Source organism: Paenibacillus sp. SYP-B3998, from assembly GCF_010820665.1.
In the GTDB taxonomy this organism is placed as follows: Bacteria; Bacillota; Bacilli; order Paenibacillales; family NBRC-103111; genus Paenibacillus_E.
The window spans coordinates 147,034-169,351 of the sequence record NZ_JAAIKC010000002.1 but is presented as its reverse complement, the minus strand read 5'-3'; the positions used below and the strand labels follow the sequence as shown (position 1 = coordinate 169,351).

Annotated in this window: 28 protein-coding genes and 1 tRNA gene; all 29 read left to right on the top strand. The window is 43.6% G+C overall.

Annotated elements, in window-relative coordinates:
• The 29 genes from GK047_RS08740 to trpE all read left to right on the top strand — a co-directional run bounded on the left by GK047_RS08740 (window position 1) and on the right by trpE (window position 22,294).
• Window positions 1-180 (top strand): capping complex subunit for YIEGIA, encoded by a 180-nt coding sequence (locus tag GK047_RS08740; protein ID WP_163944311.1) that lies wholly within the window; start codon window positions 1-3, stop codon window positions 178-180.
• 200 nt (window positions 181-380) lie between these two features.
• Complete coding sequence (gene der / locus GK047_RS08735; RefSeq protein WP_163944308.1) at window positions 381-1,706, top strand: ribosome biogenesis GTPase Der; 1,326 nt, start codon at window positions 381-383, stop codon at window positions 1,704-1,706.
• 13 nt (window positions 1,707-1,719) lie between these two features.
• Complete coding sequence (gene plsY / locus GK047_RS08730; protein WP_205516577.1) at window positions 1,720-2,322, top strand: glycerol-3-phosphate 1-O-acyltransferase PlsY; 603 nt, start codon at window positions 1,720-1,722, stop codon at window positions 2,320-2,322.
• Between the two features lie 92 nt (window positions 2,323-2,414).
• Window positions 2,415-3,458 (top strand): NAD(P)H-dependent glycerol-3-phosphate dehydrogenase, encoded by a 1,044-nt coding sequence (locus GK047_RS08725; RefSeq protein ID WP_163944306.1) that lies wholly within the window; start codon window positions 2,415-2,417, stop codon window positions 3,456-3,458.
• A gap of 75 nt (window positions 3,459-3,533) precedes the next feature.
• A complete protein-coding gene (locus tag GK047_RS08720; RefSeq protein ID WP_163944302.1) occupies window positions 3,534-3,815 on the top strand; it encodes a stage VI sporulation protein F in 282 nt (93 codons plus the stop codon).
• Window positions 3,816-3,951: 136 nt separating this feature from the next.
• On the top strand, window positions 3,952-4,131 hold the full coding sequence (locus GK047_RS08715; RefSeq protein WP_163944299.1) for a DUF2768 family protein: 180 nt from the start codon (window positions 3,952-3,954) through the stop codon (window positions 4,129-4,131).
• Between the two features lie 20 nt (window positions 4,132-4,151).
• Window positions 4,152-4,445, top strand: a complete 294-nt coding sequence (locus GK047_RS08710; RefSeq protein ID WP_163944296.1) for a 2Fe-2S iron-sulfur cluster-binding protein — start codon at window positions 4,152-4,154, stop codon at window positions 4,443-4,445.
• Between the two features lie 21 nt (window positions 4,446-4,466).
• Window positions 4,467-5,060, top strand: a complete 594-nt coding sequence (locus GK047_RS08705; protein WP_163944294.1) for a nucleotidyltransferase family protein — start codon at window positions 4,467-4,469, stop codon at window positions 5,058-5,060.
• 37 nt (window positions 5,061-5,097) lie between these two features.
• Entirely contained in the window at window positions 5,098-5,445 is a 348-nt protein-coding gene (locus GK047_RS08700) for a 2Fe-2S iron-sulfur cluster-binding protein (protein WP_163944291.1), read from the top strand.
• Window positions 5,442-6,212: a hypothetical protein gene (locus GK047_RS08695; protein ID WP_240343862.1), complete on the top strand. Its 771-nt coding sequence runs from the start codon at window positions 5,442-5,444 to the stop codon at window positions 6,210-6,212. The genes GK047_RS08700 and GK047_RS08695 overlap by 4 nt, the downstream gene beginning before the upstream one ends.
• A 266-nt stretch (window positions 6,213-6,478) precedes the next feature.
• Window positions 6,479-7,957 (top strand): stage IV sporulation protein A, encoded by a 1,479-nt coding sequence (spoIVA, locus tag GK047_RS08690; protein WP_163944288.1) that lies wholly within the window; start codon window positions 6,479-6,481, stop codon window positions 7,955-7,957.
• A 248-nt stretch (window positions 7,958-8,205) separates the two neighbouring features.
• On the top strand, window positions 8,206-8,478 hold the full coding sequence (locus GK047_RS08685; protein WP_163944285.1) for an HU family DNA-binding protein: 273 nt from the start codon (window positions 8,206-8,208) through the stop codon (window positions 8,476-8,478).
• A 291-nt stretch (window positions 8,479-8,769) separates the two neighbouring features.
• Window positions 8,770-8,846 (top strand) — tRNA-Pro (locus GK047_RS08680).
• A 96-nt stretch (window positions 8,847-8,942) separates the two neighbouring features.
• Window positions 8,943-9,869, top strand: coding sequence for a phosphatase PAP2 family protein (locus GK047_RS08675; protein WP_240343861.1), 927 nt, complete (start codon window positions 8,943-8,945; stop codon window positions 9,867-9,869).
• Between the two features lie 81 nt (window positions 9,870-9,950).
• Complete coding sequence (gene mtrB, locus GK047_RS08670) at window positions 9,951-10,202, top strand: trp RNA-binding attenuation protein MtrB (protein WP_163944282.1); 252 nt, start codon at window positions 9,951-9,953, stop codon at window positions 10,200-10,202.
• Window positions 10,203-10,324: 122 nt separating this feature from the next.
• A complete protein-coding gene (locus tag GK047_RS08665) occupies window positions 10,325-10,858 on the top strand; it encodes a hypothetical protein (RefSeq protein WP_163944279.1) in 534 nt (177 codons plus the stop codon).
• A gap of 88 nt (window positions 10,859-10,946) precedes the next feature.
• Complete coding sequence (locus GK047_RS08660) at window positions 10,947-11,813, top strand: heptaprenyl diphosphate synthase component 1 (RefSeq protein WP_163944276.1); 867 nt, start codon at window positions 10,947-10,949, stop codon at window positions 11,811-11,813.
• Between the two features lie 11 nt (window positions 11,814-11,824).
• Complete coding sequence (locus GK047_RS08655; protein WP_163944273.1) at window positions 11,825-12,559, top strand: demethylmenaquinone methyltransferase; 735 nt, start codon at window positions 11,825-11,827, stop codon at window positions 12,557-12,559.
• A gap of 7 nt (window positions 12,560-12,566) precedes the next feature.
• Window positions 12,567-13,442, top strand: coding sequence for a UbiA-like polyprenyltransferase (locus tag GK047_RS08650; protein WP_163944271.1), 876 nt, complete (start codon window positions 12,567-12,569; stop codon window positions 13,440-13,442).
• Window positions 13,439-14,050, top strand: coding sequence for a UbiX family flavin prenyltransferase (locus GK047_RS08645; protein ID WP_163944267.1), 612 nt, complete (start codon window positions 13,439-13,441; stop codon window positions 14,048-14,050). Before GK047_RS08650 ends, GK047_RS08645 begins: the two co-directional genes overlap by 4 nt.
• Window positions 14,031-14,894, top strand: a complete 864-nt coding sequence (locus tag GK047_RS08640) for a menaquinone biosynthesis protein (RefSeq protein WP_163944264.1) — start codon at window positions 14,031-14,033, stop codon at window positions 14,892-14,894. The genes GK047_RS08645 and GK047_RS08640 overlap by 20 nt, the downstream gene beginning before the upstream one ends.
• Complete coding sequence (locus GK047_RS08635; RefSeq protein ID WP_163944261.1) at window positions 14,891-15,868, top strand: polyprenyl synthetase family protein; 978 nt, start codon at window positions 14,891-14,893, stop codon at window positions 15,866-15,868. Before GK047_RS08640 ends, GK047_RS08635 begins: the two co-directional genes overlap by 4 nt.
• A 99-nt stretch (window positions 15,869-15,967) precedes the next feature.
• Window positions 15,968-16,411 carry a nucleoside-diphosphate kinase gene (gene ndk, locus GK047_RS08630; protein WP_163944258.1) on the top strand — a complete coding sequence of 148 codons (444 nt, stop codon included), beginning with the start codon at window positions 15,968-15,970 and terminating at the stop codon, window positions 16,409-16,411.
• A 161-nt stretch (window positions 16,412-16,572) separates the two neighbouring features.
• Entirely contained in the window at window positions 16,573-17,355 is a 783-nt protein-coding gene (locus tag GK047_RS08625) for a CheR family methyltransferase (protein ID WP_163944255.1), read from the top strand.
• 56 nt (window positions 17,356-17,411) lie between these two features.
• Entirely contained in the window at window positions 17,412-17,576 is a 165-nt protein-coding gene (locus tag GK047_RS29190) for a hypothetical protein (RefSeq protein ID WP_205516575.1), read from the top strand.
• A gap of 194 nt (window positions 17,577-17,770) precedes the next feature.
• Window positions 17,771-18,934, top strand: a complete 1,164-nt coding sequence (gene aroC, locus GK047_RS08620; RefSeq protein ID WP_163944252.1) for a chorismate synthase — start codon at window positions 17,771-17,773, stop codon at window positions 18,932-18,934.
• 1 nt (window position 18,935) lies between these two features.
• On the top strand, window positions 18,936-20,030 hold the full coding sequence (aroB, locus tag GK047_RS08615; protein ID WP_163944248.1) for a 3-dehydroquinate synthase: 1,095 nt from the start codon (window positions 18,936-18,938) through the stop codon (window positions 20,028-20,030).
• A 3-nt stretch (window positions 20,031-20,033) separates the two neighbouring features.
• Window positions 20,034-20,411 carry a chorismate mutase gene (gene aroH / locus GK047_RS08610; RefSeq protein WP_163944245.1) on the top strand — a complete coding sequence of 126 codons (378 nt, stop codon included), beginning with the start codon at window positions 20,034-20,036 and terminating at the stop codon, window positions 20,409-20,411.
• A 335-nt stretch (window positions 20,412-20,746) separates the two neighbouring features.
• Complete coding sequence (trpE, locus tag GK047_RS08605) at window positions 20,747-22,294, top strand: anthranilate synthase component I (protein ID WP_163944242.1); 1,548 nt, start codon at window positions 20,747-20,749, stop codon at window positions 22,292-22,294.
• Window positions 22,295-22,318: the final 24 nt, after the last annotated feature.

Genomic DNA, 22,318 nt, shown 5'->3' with positions numbered 1-22,318 from the left:
ATGTCGCAAATTCTTGCTATCGTGACTATGGAGAAAGAACGAGTGGGCGGAGGGGCTCCTATATTTATTGTGGATAACTCGGATCAGCAGCAGAAGGTATCTTTTTCGCTAGAGAAAATCTTGGATGCAACGGCGCATGATTTGAAAAATGGCACGATGATTTTGGTGAAGCATTCCTGATGATCGATAGGAAATGCTTACTCATTGAGAGATTCTCAAATGAGATTAGCCAATTCGTGTCTTTTTTGTTATGATGTAAGTTGCGTATTTTTCCAGAGCTGACCATGGAATAGGATTTTGAATTTCGTTTTCTATGGCAACTGAGCTTATGCTTACGAAGAAAGTTTTTCTGACGAAAAACTCGAAGGAGTGAATTACAAGTGGCTAGACCTATCCTTGCTATTGTTGGCCGACCGAATGTCGGCAAGTCCACCATTTTTAATCGAATCGTAGGAGATCGTCTTGCGATTGTGGAAGATAAACCAGGAGTCACGCGCGACAGGTTGTACGGAGTAGGCGAATGGCTTAACCAGTCGTTTAGCGTTATTGACACGGGCGGTATTGAAATCGATGGTGAAGATGCTATCTTGAAATCTGTGCGAATGCAAGCTGAACTTGCGATTGAAGAAGCAGACGTAATCATTTTTATGGTGGATGCCAAAGCGGGTGTGACACCTTCTGACGAAGAAGTTGCGCAGCTGCTGTTCCGTTCGAAGAAGCCGATCGTGCTTGCCGTAAACAAAGTTGACAATTTGCAACGTCAGGACGATATTTACGAATTCTATTCCTTAGGTTTTGGAGATCCCATCGGTATTTCCGGTTCTCACGGGATTGGAATCGGAGATTTATTGGAGGCTGTATGCGCGCAATTTCCAGATAAACAAGAGGAAGAGTATGGCGATGAAGTCGTCAAATTCGCGCTCATCGGTCGTCCGAATGTCGGCAAATCATCTTTGACGAATGCGATTCTAGGTGAGGAACGCGTCATTGTAAGCGATGTAGCAGGAACGACACGTGACGCAATCGATACGCCTTTCGAGCGTGATGGGCAGAAGTACGTAATTATCGATACGGCTGGTATGAGGAAAAAAGGGCGCGTGTATGAAAACACGGAGAAATACAGCGTCATGCGCGCTATGAAAGCTATTGAACGCGCGGATGTTGTGCTTGTTGTTATAGATGGACAAGAAGGCATCATTGATCAGGACAAGCATATCGCGGGTTATGCACATGAAGCCGGGAAAGCTGCCATTATCGTTGTGAATAAATGGGATATCGTTGAAAAAGACGATAAAACCATGCAGCATTTTACTCAGACCATTCGTGATCACTTTCTATTTATGAGTTATGCGCCCATCGTTTTCGTTTCAGCGAAGACGACGCAACGATTGCACAAATTGCTGCCAGTTGTTGTTCAAGTCGCTGAAAGTCACGCGTTGCGTGTGCCGACGCATGTGCTTAATGATGTCGTTTCTGACGCAGTAGCCTACAATCCACCACCGACTGACAAAGGAAAACGCATGCGTATTAATTACGCAACGCAAGTTGCCGTTAAGCCTCCGGTATTTGTGTTCTTCGTGAATGAGCCCGAGCTCATGCACTTTTCGTACGAAAGGTATTTGGATAATAAAATACGCGCAGCTTTTGGTTTCGAAGGCACACCGATTCGGATTCTAAGCCGTAGGAAATCATCGGATAAAGAGTAGGAGATGATGTAGTTTGTTTTCGGTGATAACAATTGTGGTGGGTTATTTATTAGGCTCCATTAGCTTTAGTTATTTATTCGGAAAATGGTTTAAAGGCATCGATATCCGCAAGCATGGCAGCGGTAATGCAGGTGCTACGAATACGCTTCGCGTACTTGGCAAAGGACCGGCTATCCTTGTTCTTTTATTGGATGGCTTCAAGGGGGTAGCCGCAGTTTGCATTGGTATTTGGGCGGCTCCAGGACCGGATCAGATATGGATTCGAGTTTTGTGTGGACTAGCGGCTATCGTTGGCCATAATTGGCCCGTATATTTTGGTTTCAGGGGGGGCAAAGGGATCGCGACAACGATTGGTGTTATGGCGACACTTTGTTTCCTTCCTACTGTAATTGCGGGTTTAACAGCTATTATTATTATTGCAATCACCAGATTTGTTTCGCTCGGTTCCCTTATTCTTACAGCACTTTTACCTTTTCTTATATGGGGAATGGACCGTCCGTTACCGATTCTGTTGATTAGTATCCTGCTTTGTGTGTTTGCATTTGTACGCCATCGCACGAACATCGTGAAGCTTATTCAAGGCAAGGAGAATAAACTAGGTCAGAAAAAAGCCTAGCCTAGTTTTCATCGCCTAGATAATTTGAAAACACAGCGACTGCAAAGGCTGGAAGTTTTCTAGTCGGAGAAACGCTTAGGAGGAATGTGACCATGTCGAACAAAGTATCGGTACTTGTTGCTGGCAGTTGGGGTACTGCACTCGCCTCAGTACTGGCGGATAATGGTAAGCAAGTGCTGTTATGGTCTAGAAACGAGCAGCAAGTTAAGGAAATTAATGAACATCATCAGAACACTCGCTTTCTCGGAGACATCGAATTATCGCCACTTATCGTAGCTACGAGCTCGCTACAAGAGGCGGTTGAAGATGCAGATGCGATCCTGATGGTCGTTCCATCGTCTGGCATGCGCGAGGTTGCTTCGAAAATGCGTCCTTTTTTGAAAAAGGACGCATTGGTTATCCATGCGACCAAGGGATTTGAAACAGGTACATTGAAGCGGATGACCGAAGTGCTTACGGATGAGCTTCCAGAAATGGATGCTAAACGGTTTGTTGTACTCTCTGGGCCAAGCCACGCGGAAGAAGTGATTCGCAAATGTCCGACGACGGTGGTTGTTGCAGCTCAGGACTTGGAAGCCGCAGAAGCCGCGCAGGATCTGTTGATTAATGCATATTTCCGCGTCTATACAAACCCAGACGTCGCGGGCGTTGAGGTTGGCGGAGCGCTCAAAAATATTATTGCACTAGGAGCAGGGCTAACCGATGGACTCGGGTTTGGAGATAACGCAAAGGCGGCGCTGCTAACCCGAGGTTTAGCCGAAATTGCCCGATTAGGCGCGGCAATGGGGGCTAACCCGCTAACCTTTGCTGGCTTAGCAGGGATCGGAGATTTGATTGTGACATGTACGAGCAAGCATAGCAGGAACTGGCGTGCGGGCAACAAGCTTGCTCAAGGGTTGCCATTAGACGAGGTGCTTGCTGAAATGGGGATGGTCGTAGAGGGTGTTAAAACGACGAAAGCCGCCTATGAGCTATCTCGCAGCTTTCAAGTAACGATGCCGATCACAGATGAGCTCTACAACGTTCTTTTTGCAGGGAAATCGCCTCAATTAGCTGCGCAAGATTTGATGGGGAGAGTCAGAACCCACGAAATCGAAGAAGTTGCCAATGTCGCAACGACAAATTGGCTGGAGTAGCCTACACCACCTAAAGTCCGCTTTCATACTATACCTTAGACAATTAGTCACCATGAGGTATAGGAGGCGACAACTTTGGCCAACAAAGATATTTCTAAGGACGTATTAAACGTCGTGAAGAAGAAAACGGGTAAGTCCGTTACATCTAAAGATATTGAAAAAATTGCCAACGGAGTGAAACCATCAACGTTGCAAAGCGAAGCACAACTTCGTCAACTCATTAAGCAAGTTTCCGGACTTGTGAATGTTAAAGTTTCGGAAGAAACGATTAATGATATTGTTCAGGCGGTTAAGAGCAGTAAGCTGGATACGAACAATATGCAACAATTGATGAATATGATGCTTGGTAAGAAATAAGTAGGCATAAAGGGGAGTGATCCCCTTTATGCTTTTTTTCTCATCGTATGTTATAATGAACGGTGACTTATTTAACTTAATACTCAAATACATAAAGATTCTAGCTAGATAGCGAAAACGGTAAGGAGTAATGTCAATGTCAAGTTTAGATAAAATGTGGGCTTCCTTTGTCGCTATTGGGCTTATGGTGGTTGCCTCTTTATTAATTTCTTATGCAAGAACACGTACTAAAGGGACATTACGTTTAGTCCTATCGTTCGTTGCTTTTCTGTTGTTTATTCCAATTATGCTTTACATGCTGTTATCTCTGTTTTAAACAACATGGAGGATGGAAAGATGCTAGAATTAAAAACGCGTAAAACCCAAAAAATGATGCCGATCGATACAGGATTAACCCTTTTGGATCATGCGCTGAAGCATGATGTTGATTGGGGATTTTCTTGTATACGTGGAACTTGTGCCAGATGCCGTTGTTATGTGGACTTGGGTCGTGAATTGTTGGCTCAACCTACTGAAGCTGAGGAAGATCGCTTGGAGCCTGAAGAACTTGAACAAGGCTATCGCTTAGCTTGCCAATGTGCAGTGAAGCAAGGCGGGGACATTTCTGTAACGCATAAACCTTACTTCTAAACACTTATAAATTGGAAAGGTGTGTACACTGTGCTCCTGCTGCAACCGCTATTACTAACAATTGAATCTTTACACCAGCAATTACAACGAGCTGAAGGCACCCGTTGGTTAATAGGCGGCAGCTGCGGATTACTTTTACACAACGTGGACATTCAAAGAAGTCCCAGAGATCTGGATATTTATGTCGATTCAATTGATGTACAGACCCTGCATGCTTCCCTGAATGAAAATGCGATTGATACACCTGTTTATAGTGAAACGCCTATTTACGCTTCTATTTTGAGTCATTATGATATTCAAGGGAACTCGGTTGAGGTTGTGGGAGATTTTCGAGTTCAGGCTATGCGATCAACCTATCAGGTTGAAGTGTCCTATCTTTGGGAACACCACTGTACAGTCGTACCACTTACACCTTTGTGTACGGTGAAAATTATGCCGTTAGCACACGAATTGCTGTTTAATTTGCTGCGAGATCGCCCAGATCGTTATGAAGCTATTGCCAAAATGATGAAAAGCAATCCTTCCCCGCATGTGCCTGCACTAGAGGATTTGTTGGCAAGAAATAGCTGGGGGAGGGAAATTCTCTCTAGGCTTGAGAGATTATTGGCTTCGTAAATTATGTGTAATGCTTTCAGAAAAGAAGGGGTTCGAGATGTCGTTTTCAGAAGTGCATTTTTGGCCTGATGATAAACGGGTTCAGGTTCGGCCCGGTACAACCCTGCTAGAAGCAGGGCGCAAAGCTAGGGTTAATATTCGAACGCGTTGCGGAGCCAAGGCCGCCTGTTTAATGTGTAAGGTTATCGTGAAGGATTCAAGCGGACTCGCTCCCATGAATCAAAATGAACGCTTAAAGCTTGGGTCTCAAGTGGATGAAGGATATCGTTTGGCCTGTCAAGCTCGTGTCGCGGGATGTGTAGATGTCATATTACCAGAAGATCCGTTAAAGGCCGTAATCCGCGCTCAACTCGCCAAGCAGCGGGAAGAGGATGATTTATTTTGAATGTAAGGATGGTACAAGTGAAATTAAATCGAAATTGGTTCCAGTTGAAATGGATCAGTGTTGCGATAAGTCTCCTCTTCCTGTTAGGTGGCTGCGCTTACCCTAAGGAAATGCGCAAGGAAAATCAAATCAACCCGGCGGAATTTATTACGGTTGTTCAACAGGCGGTTGATCAATTCCACGAAAAAACCAGTGTATTACCGATAAAAAATAGTGAGATGACGACACCCCTATTCGAAAAATATGTGATTGATTTTAATAAGCTGAAAAAAACGAACCTTCTAAGCAGTGTTCCAGCAAATGCTTTTGAGAGCGGCGGGATTTTCATGTATGTATTAGTGGATGTAGAGACCAAGCCACAAGTAAAGCTGATGGATTTATCAGCCTATCAAAGTGTAGAAGATGTTCAGAAAAAAGTGGATGAATACAAGGTTAAGCACGCTGGGCAACTGCCCGACGGAATTGCTATTAATGATGTGTTCGAGTATGTGGATTTTGATAAGTTAGGCATGAAATTGCCAGAAGTTAAGTCTGATTTCAATCGTCAAAATTTCATCACTTATATGTTGAACAAGAACTCCGGCAAGGTTGCTATTGATTACGGCATGGATATTATGAAAGTGATTCAAAGCGGCTCCTTAGAGGCTTCTTTGAAACCTGATCAAGATTTGCGAGAACTGCTCATCGCGAAGTCATATTTTGTTCCTATCCGCAGTTACACTTATTTCTGGCAAAATAATCAGCCTATTCCTCAGAACAAAGACTAATAAAACGAACCTCTGCCTTATATTCCAGGTAAGAGGTTTATTTTTTTAGAATAAGGTCCAAGGTTTCCTCATATATTTCTTCAGAGGTTCTATAAGGAGATCCGTACGTGCTTAGGTAGAAGATGAGCAGTAAAAAAAATTCGTGATCATCTATCATATTTCTATCAAACGTACATATATTTCTTACTAGTCCAAATGAATGTACGAGTAGTCAATTGTTACCGTCATTTGAGTCAGTTGACGACCAAACTGTAGGAGGGATTCTCTTGGAGAAAGTGGATATCTTTAAGGACATTGCAGAACGAACGGGAGGGGACATTTACCTGGGGGTTGTCGGAGCGGTCCGGACAGGAAAATCAACCTTTATCAAACGTTTTGTGGAATCTGTAGTGCTTCCGAACATTCAAAGCGAAGCGGATAGGATCCGGGCTACCGATGAACTCCCGCAGAGCGCTGCTGGCCGCACGATAATGACGACGGAGCCCAAATTCGTACCGAATACTGCAGTTCAAATTTCGGTAGCGGAAGGGTTGAACGTAAATGTTCGCCTTGTGGATTGTGTCGGTTATGCAGTCGATGGCGCCAAAGGCTATGAAGACGAGAACGGACCACGCATGATCAATACCCCATGGTTCGATGAACCGATTCCGTTTCAAGAAGCTGCGGAAATTGGAACGCGAAAAGTAATTCAGGAGCATTCAACACTTGGGGTGGTCGTGACGACCGATGGGACGATTTCCGATATCCCACGGTCTTCGTATGTGCTTGCAGAAGAAAGAGTCATTAATGAATTGAAAGAAGTTGGCAAACCATTCATAGTTATCATTAACTCTTTAAAGCCTAACGGCGAGCCAGCGCTTGAACTGCGTAGTGAACTACAGCGAGTGTATGACGTTCCGGTTGTGACCATGAGTGTAGCAAGCGCAGGAGAAGAAGAAATGGTTTCCGTTCTGCGTGAGGTACTCTACGAGTTTCCTGTTCACGAAGTGAATGTGAATCTACCAAGTTGGGTCATGGTTTTGGACGAAAACCATTGGTTACGTGGTCAATTTGAAAATTCTGTTCGAGATACGGTTCAAGACATTCGTCGCCTGCGTGATGTTGATCGCGTAGTCAGTCAGTTTGGCGAATATGACTTTATTGATAAAGCAGCCCTGGCTGGTATGAACATGGGGCAGGGTGTCGCTGAGATCGATCTGTACGCGCCTGATGAGTTGTATGACCGCATTCTCATGGAAGTAGTCGGCGTCGAGATTCGCGGCAAGGATCATTTGCTTCAGCTGATGCAGGATTTCACTCATGCTAAGCGGGAATATGATCAATTCGCAGAAGCGCTAGAGATGGTGAAAACAACAGGCTACGGCATAGCGCCTCCAACACTGGCGGAGATGGCTTTAGATGAGCCAGAGCTCATTCGTCAAGGTTCTAGGTTTGGTGTCCGCCTGAAGGCCACTGCACCGTCTATTCACATGATACGGGTGGATGTAGAATCGGAATTCTCGCCTATTATCGGTACGGAAAAACAAAGCGAAGAATTGGTCCGCTACTTGATGCAAGATTTTGAAGATAATCCGCTTAAAATATGGGAGTCTGACATATTCGGTAGGTCTTTGCACTCCATAGTTCGTGAAGGCATTCAGGGCAAGCTTGCTATGATGCCTGATAACGCACGCTACAAGCTGCAAGAAACATTGGGCCGGATTATCAATGAAGGTTCAGGCGGTCTTATTGCGATCATTCTTTAAAGGAATTAGGAGAAAAAACACTCGAGAGAGTGTTTTTTGTCGATTTATAGCAAAATATCAAACATAGAAAGGAAAACTATACTTGAAATTGCTCTCAGGGTGTATTACTATGAATTTATTCGTCTGCTTTCGAAGTCATTTTTCACTAAGAAAATCAACGTTTTTTCATAAGTTCATGTATATTTTCTGACGAAACGGTGAAAACAGGAAGTAACGGAAGACAGTATGGCTGGGGGGAGGTGAATGGCATGAATAAATCTGAATTGATTAATAAGGTTGCAGAAACCTCTGAGCTTTCCAAGAAAGATGCAACAAAAGCAGTTGATGCTGTTTTTGAGGCGATTTCTGAAGCATTGCAAAGCGGAGATAAAGTACAACTTGTAGGATTCGGTAATTTCGAAGTTCGTGAACGTTCCGCTCGTAAAGGACGTAATCCACAGACTGGAGACGAAATTGATATCCCTGCAAGCAAAATCCCAGCGTTTAAACCGGGTAAAGCGCTTAAAGACGGAATTCAATAATTGCTAGTTTTACATACGAATGTACGTAAATAACAAGAATAAAGCCGTGGCTGCATATTGCAGTTACGGCTTTATTTGTTAATGGAAACAAAGCGTAATTTTCCAACGCTCCTTCATCAAACCGGACGTGAGATTTTCCTCCATTGGCTTTTGTATAGGATGATTGTGGCGGTGCAAGAGTGCTGATTTAGTATTGCAGGGGTGCGTGGCTACGTGATATAATTTGTTGGCATCGGCTAAGAGGCGGTCGGCAAGAACGTAGGACTGGAGCGGAGCAGAGCGGTTTTTTTACGGGGTATGGCGCAGCCTGGTAGCGCGCACCCTTGGGGTGGGTGAGGTCGCACGTTCAAATCGTGTTACTCCGACCATGGGAAAGACATCGTCAAGCCGATGTCTTTTTCTTTTGCAGAAACCCTTTACCTGCTGGACGCTAGCTTTATAGAGAAACATTAGGGGGAACGGTATTGAACAAATTGAAGCTAAATGAGCTGATCAAAGCCCAGGATTGGACCATGTATGGCATCATTGCCTCTATTTATTTAATCTGGCGCATAGGTACAGTTGGAAGTTGGAGTAAAGAATGTTGGGTATTACTGCTAATCTGTTTACTGGGCGTACGCAAAGATCAAATCGACGTCGATTGGAGACGATTTTTCCTTTTTGGCCTTCCGTTACTTGGCGTATTTTATTACTTTTATGGTTCAGGAAATAGTTTTTGGTGGAAAATCGCCAATTGGATGTTTGAGAATAACCGCCATCCCTGGAATTGGGATAGTTACATGAATGCAATTCCGCTTAACACTGGTGGATGGGCTCGATGGATCGCGACGCCTTCTTTGGATAAGGCTATGGTTTGGATTTATAATTACGGTTTTGTTCTTTCCTTGTGGATTTGTATTGTTCGCAGCTTCTGGACACGCAGTATTAAAAAAATGATTTCTTACGCATTATCAGGCCATATGCTGCAATTTCCGCTTATTTTACCTTTTTACAATCTAATCTTGCTTCATGAAGTTTGGTATGTAAACAAACAGCCGGATTTATTGCAGCGTGTTTTTACAGATGAAAACTCGGTCTTGGTTGCCACAATGAACTGCTTTCCGAGCATGCATACGTCGATTTCGTTTGCGATGCTTTTGCTAGCTTTACGTGAGAAAGATCGCATCTTCAAATCGATGATGGTTACTTATTGTGCGGCAATTATTTTCTCCACGCTGTATTTGCAAATTCATTGGGTAATTGATGTGTTTGCAGGTATGTTATTTGCTTATGGAACAGTTAAGTTGTCTGATTTTTTAATTCGTACGGCCTCAAATAAAGTACTGCCAGCTAAATTTAAGCTTTTTTATCGTAAAGGAGCTCCTTCTTCATCAAAAGAGATGAGTGCTTAAAACGCAGTTGGGTTGACTTCTTGCTGCTTTTTTAGCATCATTAGGTAGATTAAAAGTATGGTATGAACGGAGGAATGAAAATTGGAAAACAACAAAAGCAATAGTAACGGAAATACCACCAATGGGAATGAGTATTTTGTTATTAAAGCCAAAGATAACGGTGTCCATGTCATTGGTTTAACACGCGGCCAAGACACTCGTTTTCATCATACGGAAAAGCTGGACAAGGGTGAAGTAATGATCGCGCAGTTCACAGATCATACCTCCGCAGTAAAAGTAAGAGGTAAAGCGCTTATCATGACGAAGTTCGGTACAATCGATACAGAGGAATAATTTTTTCAGGCAGGCATAGCCTGCTTTTTTTCATTGTACAATGATATATGAGCTTGTTTAAACGTGCTCATGCTTACGAAGCAGTTTTGCCCAAGCAAAACGCTCAGGAGGTGCCTTGTACAATGAAATGGTCGGTACGTATGATGATTACGGCTGGATTATCCATTGCGGTGGCCGTTTGTTTGTCTTTGCTTCCTAAGTTGGATCATTCCGTTGGCACTAGTTTGTTAGACACGTGGTCAAGCAAGCGAACGGCGCAACTGACGGACCGGAATTTGGTTGATCTGCTTGTACAGGTTCCGATTCAGCTGCGGATTCGCAAAGTTGAATTAACAAATAGTCGGCTGTCGCTAGATTTGAGCTTGCCCAAAAATGCGGACTCTGCAGCTGTATATCGGGATTTGTATACGATTGCGCAGATAATGACCTCCAAAACCAATAATGTCAATCAAGTATGGGTTCGCATTTTGGATTACTCGGGTGCCAAAGATCAGTCCTCGGCTCAGCTCGTGTTAGCGATGGTTGCAGATCGAGAACATGGGAAAGATATGGAGACAAGTGCTAATGGGCTCAGCTTAATTCAGCTAGAGCAGCAACTGCAAAATCGATTTCACATCACTTATACGTCTAGATGGCAGCAACGCTATCCCTTATAATTAATTGTGCTTCTCAAAGCGGGTTATGCTATAATTACTTGGATAGAAGCACAACTGATATTTGGCACATGGTTACGGAGGCTTTTGCATGAATTCTTATCGGATCCCAGAGATCGCTAAGCAGTACACGGAGTATGATATGATCCAAATTCACACGGACTTGCCTGACTTTCCGGAACTCCGCACACGGCTGCTCTTCGCTTTCTTGAACGGAAATACGAAGCTTAGTGCTTCAAGCGAGCTACTCACCTTAGCGACTTCATTAGTTCAATTAGCGCTCGATACACACGATATGGTGGCGGCATCCAACGAGGTGAAAGAGAAACGCGCGGCTCGTTCTAGACAATTAAAGGTGCTTGCAGGAGATTATTTTAGTTCTCGGTTTTATCATTTACTCTCACAAGCAGGGCAAATTGAGATGATCAAGCAACTGTCTAGTGCGATATGCGAAGTCAATCGTCTCAAAATGAATGTATATACGAAAATGAAACAGTTGAAAATGACGGCAGAAGATTACATCCACCAAATGGTGGAGATGAAATCTCAGCTGTTTTTGTCTTTTTCAGAGAGTATGGCCAATGTATATGATCAAGCATGGCCTGAAGTACTGAGAAGTTTCACGAAGTGCGAAGTTATTTTTGAAGAAATATTTCGCGTGGAGTCAACGGTCCATTTCCGTGAAAGCTGGGGCTACTGGCATATCGTTCAGAATGGAACCAAGGAAGAGCGTAAGCAGCTTCAAGCAGAAGAAGCAGACCCAATGAAAGTTCGTGCATTGATACATAAATATAACATTTCCTCTCAGTTATATCAGATGCTCGATGATCAGATTAAACAGCTTCACGTGAAAGTTAAGCAGCTAGATTCGGATAAGCTAATAAGTGAACTGTTTCACATTGGCGAACCATTCTTGCGATTCTCTGCGAAGAGGCCTAAATTGCTTGAAGAAATATGAGGTGATTACAGATGAACACGACAAAAACGAAATCAAAAGAAGAATTCGTTCATTCTGTCTTTGAAAGTATCGCTCCCAAATACGATCTCATGAACAGTATTTTAAGCTTTCGAAGACACAAAGCATGGCGTAAGTTTACGATGAAAAAGATGAATGTACAACCCGGGGATACAGCGATTGATATTTGCTGCGGAACCTGCGACTGGACGATCAGTCTGGCTCAGGCAAGCGGCCATGGGGAAATGGTCGGACTTGATTTTAGCCAAAACATGCTGGACTATGGGGCTCAGAAAATTAAACAGCTTCATTTGGACAAGCAGATTCAATTAATACGTGGAAATGCAATGAGTCTTCCGTTTGACGACAACACATTTGATTATGCAACAATCGGATTCGCACTTCGTAATGTGCCTGATTTAGAGCAAGTAATCCGAGAAATGCAGCGTGTCGTTAAACCAGGAGGCTTAGTTGTGTCTCTAGAACTTTCTAAACCGACATGGCAGCCGTTCAAATCCATTTATTATTTTTATTTCCAAAAGGTACTGCCTTTATTAGGCAAGCTAATCGTAAAGCGCTATGAGCAGTACAAGTGGCTGCCAGAATCATTAATCCATTTCCCAGATCATAAGCAGCTCGCTGCAATTTTTGCCAAACAAGGTTTAGAAGAAGTTAATGCTTATCCACTGACAGGTGGTATCGCAGCGTTGCATATGGGGATCAAAGGGAAAATGAAATCAGGAGTGTAATCATGTTATGTTTACTAAATTGAAAATATTTTTAGAAATGATTAAGTTCGAGCACAGTGTGTTTGCATTACCATTTGCCTTCATGGGAGCTATTCTGGGTTCAGTCGTATTAAACGGGCACTTGCCCACGTGGATGCAAATTTTATGGATTACTTTAGCCATGGTCGGTGCGAGAACAGCCGCGATGTCCTTAAATCGCGTGATTGATAAAGCAATAGATAAAAAAAATCCGCGGACAGTGAATAGAGCGATTCCTGCAGGATTAATATCAATTAAACAGGTATTTATTTATATTATTCTCTCTTTTGCTTTGTTGTTCTGGGCTACATCCAATTTAAGCTCACTATCCATGAAACTGCTGCCTATCGCAGTGTTTTTTCTTGTTATTTATTCCTATACGAAAAGATTTACGTGGGCTTGCCACTTTGTGTTGGGCTTGACACTAGGACTTGCGCCTTTGGGTGGATGGATTGCCGTAACAGGTCAGTTCACATGGTCCTCTATTGTTTTCTATCTTACAGTCGTATGTTGGAGTTCAGGATTTGATCTTATCTATGCATGTCAAGATACGGAATTTGACCGTAAAGAAGGTTTATATTCGTTGCCAAGCCGTTTTGGCATTAAGGCAGCTCTGATGACAGCTCGCGTGCTTCATGCTTTAACCGCAGTCGGTTTGATTACTTTGTTTTTTATGACGCATCTAAGCTGGTTTTATTTAGTCGGACTTGTTATTGCTTATTTCCTTTTGTACAAAGAACACCGCCTTGTTTCACCGAATGATTTGTCTAAGGTGAATGCTGCATTCTTTACAATGAATGGTGTTTTAAGTTTAGTCGTATTCGTGTTTACATTACTTGACGTATTTGTGAGGCAGCATTCATGAGTGGCAACTGGGTGGTAGGGCTTACGGGGGCTAGCGGAGCGATTTATGGCGTCAGGTTATGCCAAGTGTTGCTTCAACAAGGTTATGATGTGCACCTTATCATTACTGAGGCTGGCTGGAGAGTTTTGCATGATGAATTGGATTGGATAGGAAGTCGACGAAAAGAAACGCTGCAGGAGCAATTCGGCAGCTATAAAGGCACGTATGAGTATCATCCGATTGCGGATATTGGAGCATCCGTCGCAAGCGGATCTTTTCGTACGAAAGGAATGATTGTCATTCCTTGCTCAATGGGAACGCTATCGGGGATTGCACGCGGTTCATCCGATAATTTGCTAGAGCGTACAGCAGATGTGATGCTCAAAGAAGGAAGAAAATTAATTCTGGTGCCGAGGGAAACGCCTTTACATGCTATACATTTAGAAAACATGCTCACCTTATCAAAGATGGGCGTAAGGATGCTTCCTGCAATGCCTGCATTTTATAATCGACCTAACTCAATCGAGGAAATGGTTGATTTCTTGGTGGGTAAAGCGCTGGACAGCATGGAGATTGAGCATTCCTTGTACCGAAGATGGGGAGAGAACAATGAGCAACCAAGACCCTAAAATACGTATCGGCAGAATCAATTACACGAATGTCTGGCCTATCTATTACTATTTCCCTGAGCTTATTAAGGCAGGAGATTTGGAAATCATTGAACAGGTGCCGAGCTCACTGAATCGGGCGATGGCAGCCGGCGAAATTGATATGGGTCCGATCTCCTCATTTGCTTATGGAGAATCATTTGAACACTACGTGTTATACCCGGATTTATCTGTCAGCGCGTTTGGAGAAGTGAATTCAATTCTTCTGTTTCATGAGAAGCCGCTGCGTGAGATTGCGAATGGGCACATTGTATTGCCAACTACATCTGCAAGCTCTGTCAACCTGCTCAAAATTATTTTGGAAAAGTTTTATAACGGGAAACCAACTTATTCATTTGCACAGCCGAATTTGGACGAAATGATCCAACATGCGGATGGTGCATTGTTAATCGGTGATGATGCGATTAAGGAGAGCTGGCGCAATTCAAAGTATATGATTACTGATCTTGGGCAAGAATGGGCGAAATGGACCGGTCAATGGATGTCATTTGCCGTGTGGGCGATTCGGAAAGCGACTGTAGAGAAGTATCCTGAACTGGTTGCGCAAGTGTTTGAGGCATTCGTGAAGAGCAAGCATAAAGCACATCAGCAGCCGGCAGAGATGATTGAAGAAGCTCAACAAAAGGTGGGCGGGACGAAATCTTACTGGGAAAATTATTTTAATACGTTATGTTATGATTTTGGATCCGAGCAATGGGAAGGTCTTCAAACGTATTATAAATATTGCTATGAGCTAGGTTTCCTGCCTAAACCGGCAACGATCGGGATATGGTCAGAGAATAAAATAGCACGGGTGACTGAATGAGAAGTTTATTGGATATTTATACAAGGAAAAAAAAGGATATCGCGGCGATTGAGAAGGAACTTGAAGAATGTGTGTACTCCGATCATGCGATGTTGAGAGAAACATCGCTGCACTTGTTAAAAGCGGGAGGGAAACGGATCCGTCCTGTTTTTGTCTTACTTTCGGGAGAGTTCGGTGATTACCAGCTTCAAACCATGAAACATGTTGCGGTTCCGCTCGAGCTCATTCATATGGCATCACTCGTGCATGATGATGTGATCGATGACGCAAACACGCGCCGCGGCCAGTTGACGGTTCGTTCCAAGTGGGACAATAAGATTGCTATGTTCACAGGCGATTATATATTTGCAAAAGCGCTTGGAGTCATTACGCAAATTCAGAAGCCTGCGGTTCATCAAATTATGTCAAAAGCGATTGTCGAGATGTCAATTGGCGAAATGGAACAAATCCGCTTCTTTTTCGATTCGGAACAAACGATTCGCGACTATTTGTTAAGAATTAGACGTAAAACGGCTCTACTCATCGCAGTTTCCTGCCAGATAGGCGCTATGGCTGCCAATGCACCAGATTGGATGAGTAACAAATTATACGCGTTTGGCTATAATGTAGGCATGGCTTTTCAAATTCGTGATGACATTTTGGATTTAATTGGGACAGAGAAGCAAATTGGAAAGCCACCAGGCAGTGATGTGAAACAAGGGAATATTACAATCCCAGTGTTGTTCGCCATGCAAAATTCAACGCTGAAACCACGCATTTTGTTTGAACTGGACCGCATCCAGAAGCTTGATGGTCAAACCGATGTAAGCAAGTTCTTGGACATGATCCGAAGCAGTGAGGGTATTGATAGAGCGGAAACGCTATCACAGAAATACATTGATAAAGCCATTGCATCACTAGATAAGCTCCCGAGCATACAAGCGCGTAAGGATTTGATCGAAGTTGCGCATTTCATCGGCAATCGCTCCTATTAAAACTAAGCCTTGGATTTGAGAAATGCTCCCAAGAAGTGTAAAATAGACGTACATACATAAGTTGTTCAAACAACATCGTTAAGGGAGGCGGGTCCATACATGGAAAAAACATTTTTGATGGTAAAACCAGATGGTGTGCAACGCGGGCTAATCGGAGAAATCGTTAAACGTTTTGAGCAAAAGGGTTTTCAGCTTATTGGCAGTAAATTAACTGTTATAACAAGAGAGCAAGCTGAGCTGCACTATGAGGAACATATCGGTAAGGATTTTTTTGAAAGATTAGTAACGTTTATTACATCGGGTCCGGTTTTTGCTATGGTATGGCAAGGAGAGCAAGTCATTGCTTTGTCTCGTACGATGATCGGCAAGACGAATTCTCTGGAAGCAGCTCCTGGAACGATACGTGGAGATTTTGCTGTACATACGAACTTGAATCTAATTCATGGTTCAGATTCTCCCGCAAGCGCTGAACGCGAGATTCGCAATTTTTTCAAGCCAGATGAGCTTTTTGAATACAGTAAAGTGATTCAACAGTGGGTCTAGTTCCCTATAGAAAATGGCTATCTTAAATGTGTTAAAAGCCTGCAATCTTTATGTTGCGGGCTTTTCTGTTAGATGGATGCAAATATTGTCGTTTTTTGAAGGAAATTGGCATGCACATACAGAATTAGTTGAATCAGCAAATGCTAAGGTGGGTGTATACCATGGAAGATCAAGATTTTTTACTGTTTATAAAAAAAGTTAAAGATTATACGTCTATTGATCTAGCACTTTATAAAGAAGCTCAAATGAAGCGTCGGCTTACGACACTTCGAATGAAGAGAGGATACAACTCGTTTGTCGCTTTTTTTGAAGCGATGATGAAGGACAAAGAGCTTTTCTATGAGTTTTTGGATCGTATGACAATCAACGTGTCTGAGTTTTGGCGCAACCCGAATCGTTGGGAACTGGTTGAGCAACGGTTTATTCCTGAAATGCTGCGTAAAAATCGTCGTTTGAAAGTGTGGAGCGCTGCCTGTTCGACCGGGGAGGAGCCATACACGTTAGCCATGATCCTAGCTGAGCAAGGAGCTCTTAACGAAGCGCATCTACAAGCAACCGATATCGATGACGGTGCGTTGGAGAAAGCTCGCAAAGGAGTATACCTGGATCGTTCATTGCGAGATGTGCCCGAAAAATACACGAAGAAGTATTTTCGACAGGATCAAGTCATGTATCATATTTCGGATGAGCTTAAGCGATCGATTAAATTCCAAAAGCAGAACTTGCTTGTTGATACGTTTGATACGGGATTTGATCTAATTGTCTGTCGTAATGTTATTATTTATTTTACTGAGGAAGCCAAACATGTCTTGTATCAAAAGTTCTCGAAAGCCTTGAAGCCAGGCGGTTTATTGTTTGTTGGTTCTACTGAACAAATTTTCTCTCCAGGGCAATATGACTTGGAACCAGCAGATACGTTCTTTTATCGTAAAAAGGGAGTATAATATCTTCCATATTTTCCAATACTAAGATATATAGATCAGGTCTTAGGAGGGTGCATATGGATAAACGAAAAGTGATAACCGCTTATCGCAGAGGTATGATTACGATCCAAGAATGCGCACAAATTTTGGGTGTAGATTCGATGCAGATTATGGGATTGATGAATGATCCGCTAATGGCTGAAAGTCCAAGAGTGGTACAGAAGCTACCTATACACGGCTAGAAAACAATTCGGACAGGTTGTTAACACGCTTATGCTGTGAGGGTCAAACCTCATAGGCGAAGCGTGTTTTTGCGTGCGCGCAGTTGCCAAACCTGAGTACCTATACTATAATGACAAAAGATAATCGCGCGTCAAAGCGCTAAAGTGTTCTATAAATCAGCAATTGTGGAAATAGGAGAAGGGGGTAACGGATTGTGAGATATTTAACGGCAGGTGAAACGCACGGCCCGCAGCTCACTGCAATAATTGAAGGGTTCCCGAGTAATGTAACCCTTAACTTTGAAGATCTGAACTTTCAATTACATAGACGTCAAAAAGGCTACGGCCGCGGTCGTCGCATGCAGATTGAGAAAGATACGGCTAACATTGTAGGTGGTGTTCGCCATGGTAAAACAACGGGAGCTCCGATTGCACTTGTCGTTGTTAACAACGACTGGAAGCATTGGACAACCGTAATGGGAATTGAGTCGGTTGAAGAGGATAACGAAGGCAAACGTCGCGTGAATCGACCTCGTCCTGGGCATGCAGATTTGAACGGCGGTCTTAAATATAACCAAAAAGATTTGCGGAACATTTTGGAACGTTCAAGTGCTCGCGAAACGACGATGCGTGTTGCAACAGGTGCTGTGGCTCGTCAATTTTTGGCGGAGTTTGGGATTAAAGTCGCAGGACAAGTTATTCGTATCGGCGACGTTGAAGCGCAGCGTCAAGAGCTCCCTCTCGACGATCTTGTTCGGATTACGGAAGAGTCTCCCGTACGTGTGGTTGATAAAGAGGCTGAAGCTAAAATGATAGCAGCTATTGACGCAGCTAAAGAAGATGGCGATACATTAGGCGGTATCGTAGAAGTTATCATTGAAGGCGTACCGGTTGGCCTTGGCAGCCATGTACAATGGGATCGTAAATTAGATGGTAAAATCGCGCAAGCGGTGTTATCCATTCAAGCATTCAAAGGTGTTGAATTCGGGATTGGCTTCGAAGCAGCAGAGCGCAGAGGATCTAATGTACATGATGAAATTCTATACACGCAAGAAGGTGGGTTCCGTCGTGCGACTAATCGTGCTGGCGGGTTCGAAGGTGGTATGACGACTGGCGAACAAATTGTTGTGCGCGGAGTTATGAAACCTATTTCTACTTTATACAAACCGCTGCAAAGTGTTGATATTGATACAAAAGAAGTTTTTACAGCTCAAGTCGAGCGTTCGGATACGTGTGCGGTTCCGGCTGCGGGCGTTATTATGGAAAACGTTATTGCGTGGGAAGTAGCCAATGCATTTTTGGACAAATTCGGCGGTGACTCGATCGAGGAAATCCGTGCGAATTTGAACAGCTTCTTAGCCCAAGTGGAGAACTACTAAGATGAGAGAACTTACCGTCGATTTGGGGGAACGCTCTTATCCTATTTATATTGGTCAAGGCATTCTGAACAACATCGCTGGTCTTTTCGAACAGCACAAACTAAGCCGTAAATCACCGTTGCTTGTCATCACCGATGACACGGTGGCCCCACTTCATTTGGAGCGTGTCTTAACGCTGCTCCAGAAGGGCGGTTTCACCGCTACGTCCTGCGTTGTGCCAGCAGGGGAAACAAGCAAATCCCTCGCACAGCTTGAGGAAATCGTGACAGTCGCCCTCCAGGCAGGACTCGATCGCAGTTCAGCGATCGTCGCCTTGGGAGGGGGTGTGGTTGGCGATCTCGCTGGCTTCGCTGCGGCGAGCTTCATGCGCGGGATTCGCTTCGTGCAAATCCCGACAACCATTCTCGCCCACGATAGCAGTGTCGGAGGGAAGGTAGCTGTGAATCATCCGATGGCGAAGAACATCATCGGTGCCTTTCACCAACCGGAGCTTGTCCTATTTGATATTGACACACTATTGACCCTACCTCCCCGCCAAGTGAAAGCAGGCTTGTCAGAAGTGATCAAGCATGGGCTGATCTGGGACGCCGAATTCACGCAATGGTGTGATGATAACGCGGAGAGATTACTTGCACTAGATCCAGAATCGCTAAGTTATGCCTTATACATAGGATGTAAAGTAAAGTCCATCGTTGTTTCTCAAGATGAGCGCGAAAACGACCTTCGTGCGATTCTCAACCTTGGTCATACGATTGGTCATGCTTTAGAAGCGGTTGCTGGCTATGGCGAACTGCTTCACGGAGAAGCGATTGCCATCGGCATGGTGGGTGCTGCTAAGCTGGCTCAACAGTTCGGCTATTCAGAGGAAATTTATACAGTCACTAAACGTATTTTTCTAAAATACGGGCTGCCAATCAGCATTCCCTCTCATTTGGATACGGATAAGATCATGAAAGCCATGATGCACGATAAGAAGTTTAAAGAAGGCACGATGGTGTTTGTGATCCCGATGGAAATCGGCAAGGTCGAAATTCGTAAGGACACAACAGTAGATCAGGTTAGACAAATTGTGGATCTTTTAAAAGGGGAGAGTTAGTTTATGTTCGTAAGGGGAATTCGCGGTGCAACAACGGTTGAGCACAACGAGGAACAGGAAATTTTAACCGCTACAGGGGAGCTACTGCGAGCGATTGTGGATGCGAATGATTTTCGACCAGAAGATATTTGTTCCGTATTCATTACAGTAACTGGAGATATTACGGCTACGTTTCCAGCTCGAGCGATTCGCACGATGACCAGTTGGGAATTAGTGCCTCTCATGTGTTCATTGGAAGTTCCCGTGGAGAATTCCTTGCCTAAATGCATCCGTCTGATGGTACAAGTCAATACAAACAAAAAACAAGATGAGATCAACCATGTTTATCTGAAGGAAGCTAAAGCGCTGCGCCCAGACATTGTTAAATTGACAAATTCATAAAGACGGTAGTATAGTGAGGATAGATGAGTAAGTAGAGCAGAGTTTAGTCGAGTAGAGCAAAGTTGAGATGAGCAGAGAAAAGGTACAAACGTTTTGTTATGGATGTTTATGAATGTACGCCTTCCTAGGTGGAGTGCGTTCGTTTAATCATACAAATTGTTTTGACTTCTTTTTCATATCTTTCTTTTTCTCCTACAATAACTAAAGTTAAACCTCTACTCCGGTAGAGGTTTTTTTGCATGTATAGGACAACTTTGTTTCGCAATCGTGAGATGGAGTAGAGCATTGGGCACCTTAATCGATAGGAGCTTAATAGCTGAGAGGGGATATTGACCATGTACACACCTGAAATTCAAGAAGTTATCCGACTAGCTAAAAATTATAATTTAATTCCTGTTGTTCGTAATTTATTGGCCGATACAGAAACACCAATTCGCATTTTTCAACATTTATATCAAGAACCAAGAGCATTTTTACTGGAAAGTGTGGAAGGCGGTGTGAAGTGGGCCAGATATTCCTTTATCGGCAGCGATCCTTTCCTCATGATTAAGGCGAAGCACGGGAAGACTGAGGTCCAGACGGAAAAGGAGACTACCGTTACCGAGGAGAAGCCGGTAGACGTGTTGAAAGCTTATCTTCGTTCCTATACGAGTCCGCAGCTCGCTGACTTACCTCGGTTTACTGGGGGAGCCGTAGGGTTTTTCGGATATGACTTATTACAATATTACGAGAAACTGCCAGCTCATCAAATTGACGATTTGCAAATGAATGACATACAGTTTATGTTTTGCGATCAAGTCATCGTGTTCGATCATTTCAAACAACAAATTAAAGTGATTTCGAACGTTCATGTGCCTCCTTCTGCAACTGAAGCGGATATTGTCAAAGCGTATCAAACTACATGTGAGAAAATTGACGCGACCATTGAGAAAATCAAACGGCCTCTCAGTTTGGATACAATGACACACAATCCGATTGTTTTGGAACCTGCCCTTGGTGAAGTGCGTTCGAACATTACGAAAGAAACATATATTTCGAATGTCGAAAAGGCGAAAGAGTACATTCGCGCAGGCGATATTTTCCAAGTCGTTCTTTCACAGCGCTTTGAAATCGAAACGAATGTGTCGCCGCTGCATGTGTATCGCGTATTACGCACCATGAACCCATCTCCCTACATGTATGTGCTGAAAATGGATGATGAAATCATTGTGGGCACTTCTCCTGAACTTTTGGTAAGGGTAGAGGAGGAGAAGGTCGAGACGAGACCGATTGCAGGAACTCGCCCCCGAGGCAAAACGCCTGAGGAAGATCTAGCCTATGAAAAAGAGCTTCTTGCGGACGAGAAAGAACGCGCAGAGCATTTGATGCTTGTAGACTTAGGACGTAATGATATTGGGCGTGTATCTGAATTCGGATCGGTGAAATGCGATACCTTTATGGATATTGAGCGTTACTCGCATGTCATGCATATTGTTTCAAATGTGTCAGGGAAGATAGCTGAAAATAAAGATTTTTTCGATGCTTTTCTATCCTGTATGCCAGCAGGAACAGTATCTGGAGCTCCAAAACTAAGAGCGATGGAAATCATTGCAGAGCTTGAGGTTGAGTCGCGCGGCGCTTATGCAGGAGCAATTGGTTATCTGGGTTTTTCAGGGAATCTCGATTCATGCATAACGATTCGGACGATAATTTTTAAGCATGGCAAAGCCTATGTGCAAGCTGGGGCAGGCATTGTGTGGGATTCGGTACCGGAGAGCGAGTATCAAGAGACTGTTAATAAAGCAACAGCGTTATTGAAATCAATTCGTATGGCAGAGGCTATGTTCAGTCCTGAGCCAAGACCCGTAAGCGACATAAATAAAGATTACTATGTAAACTCTTAAGCGGCGGAGAGAGGGAGGATGGAA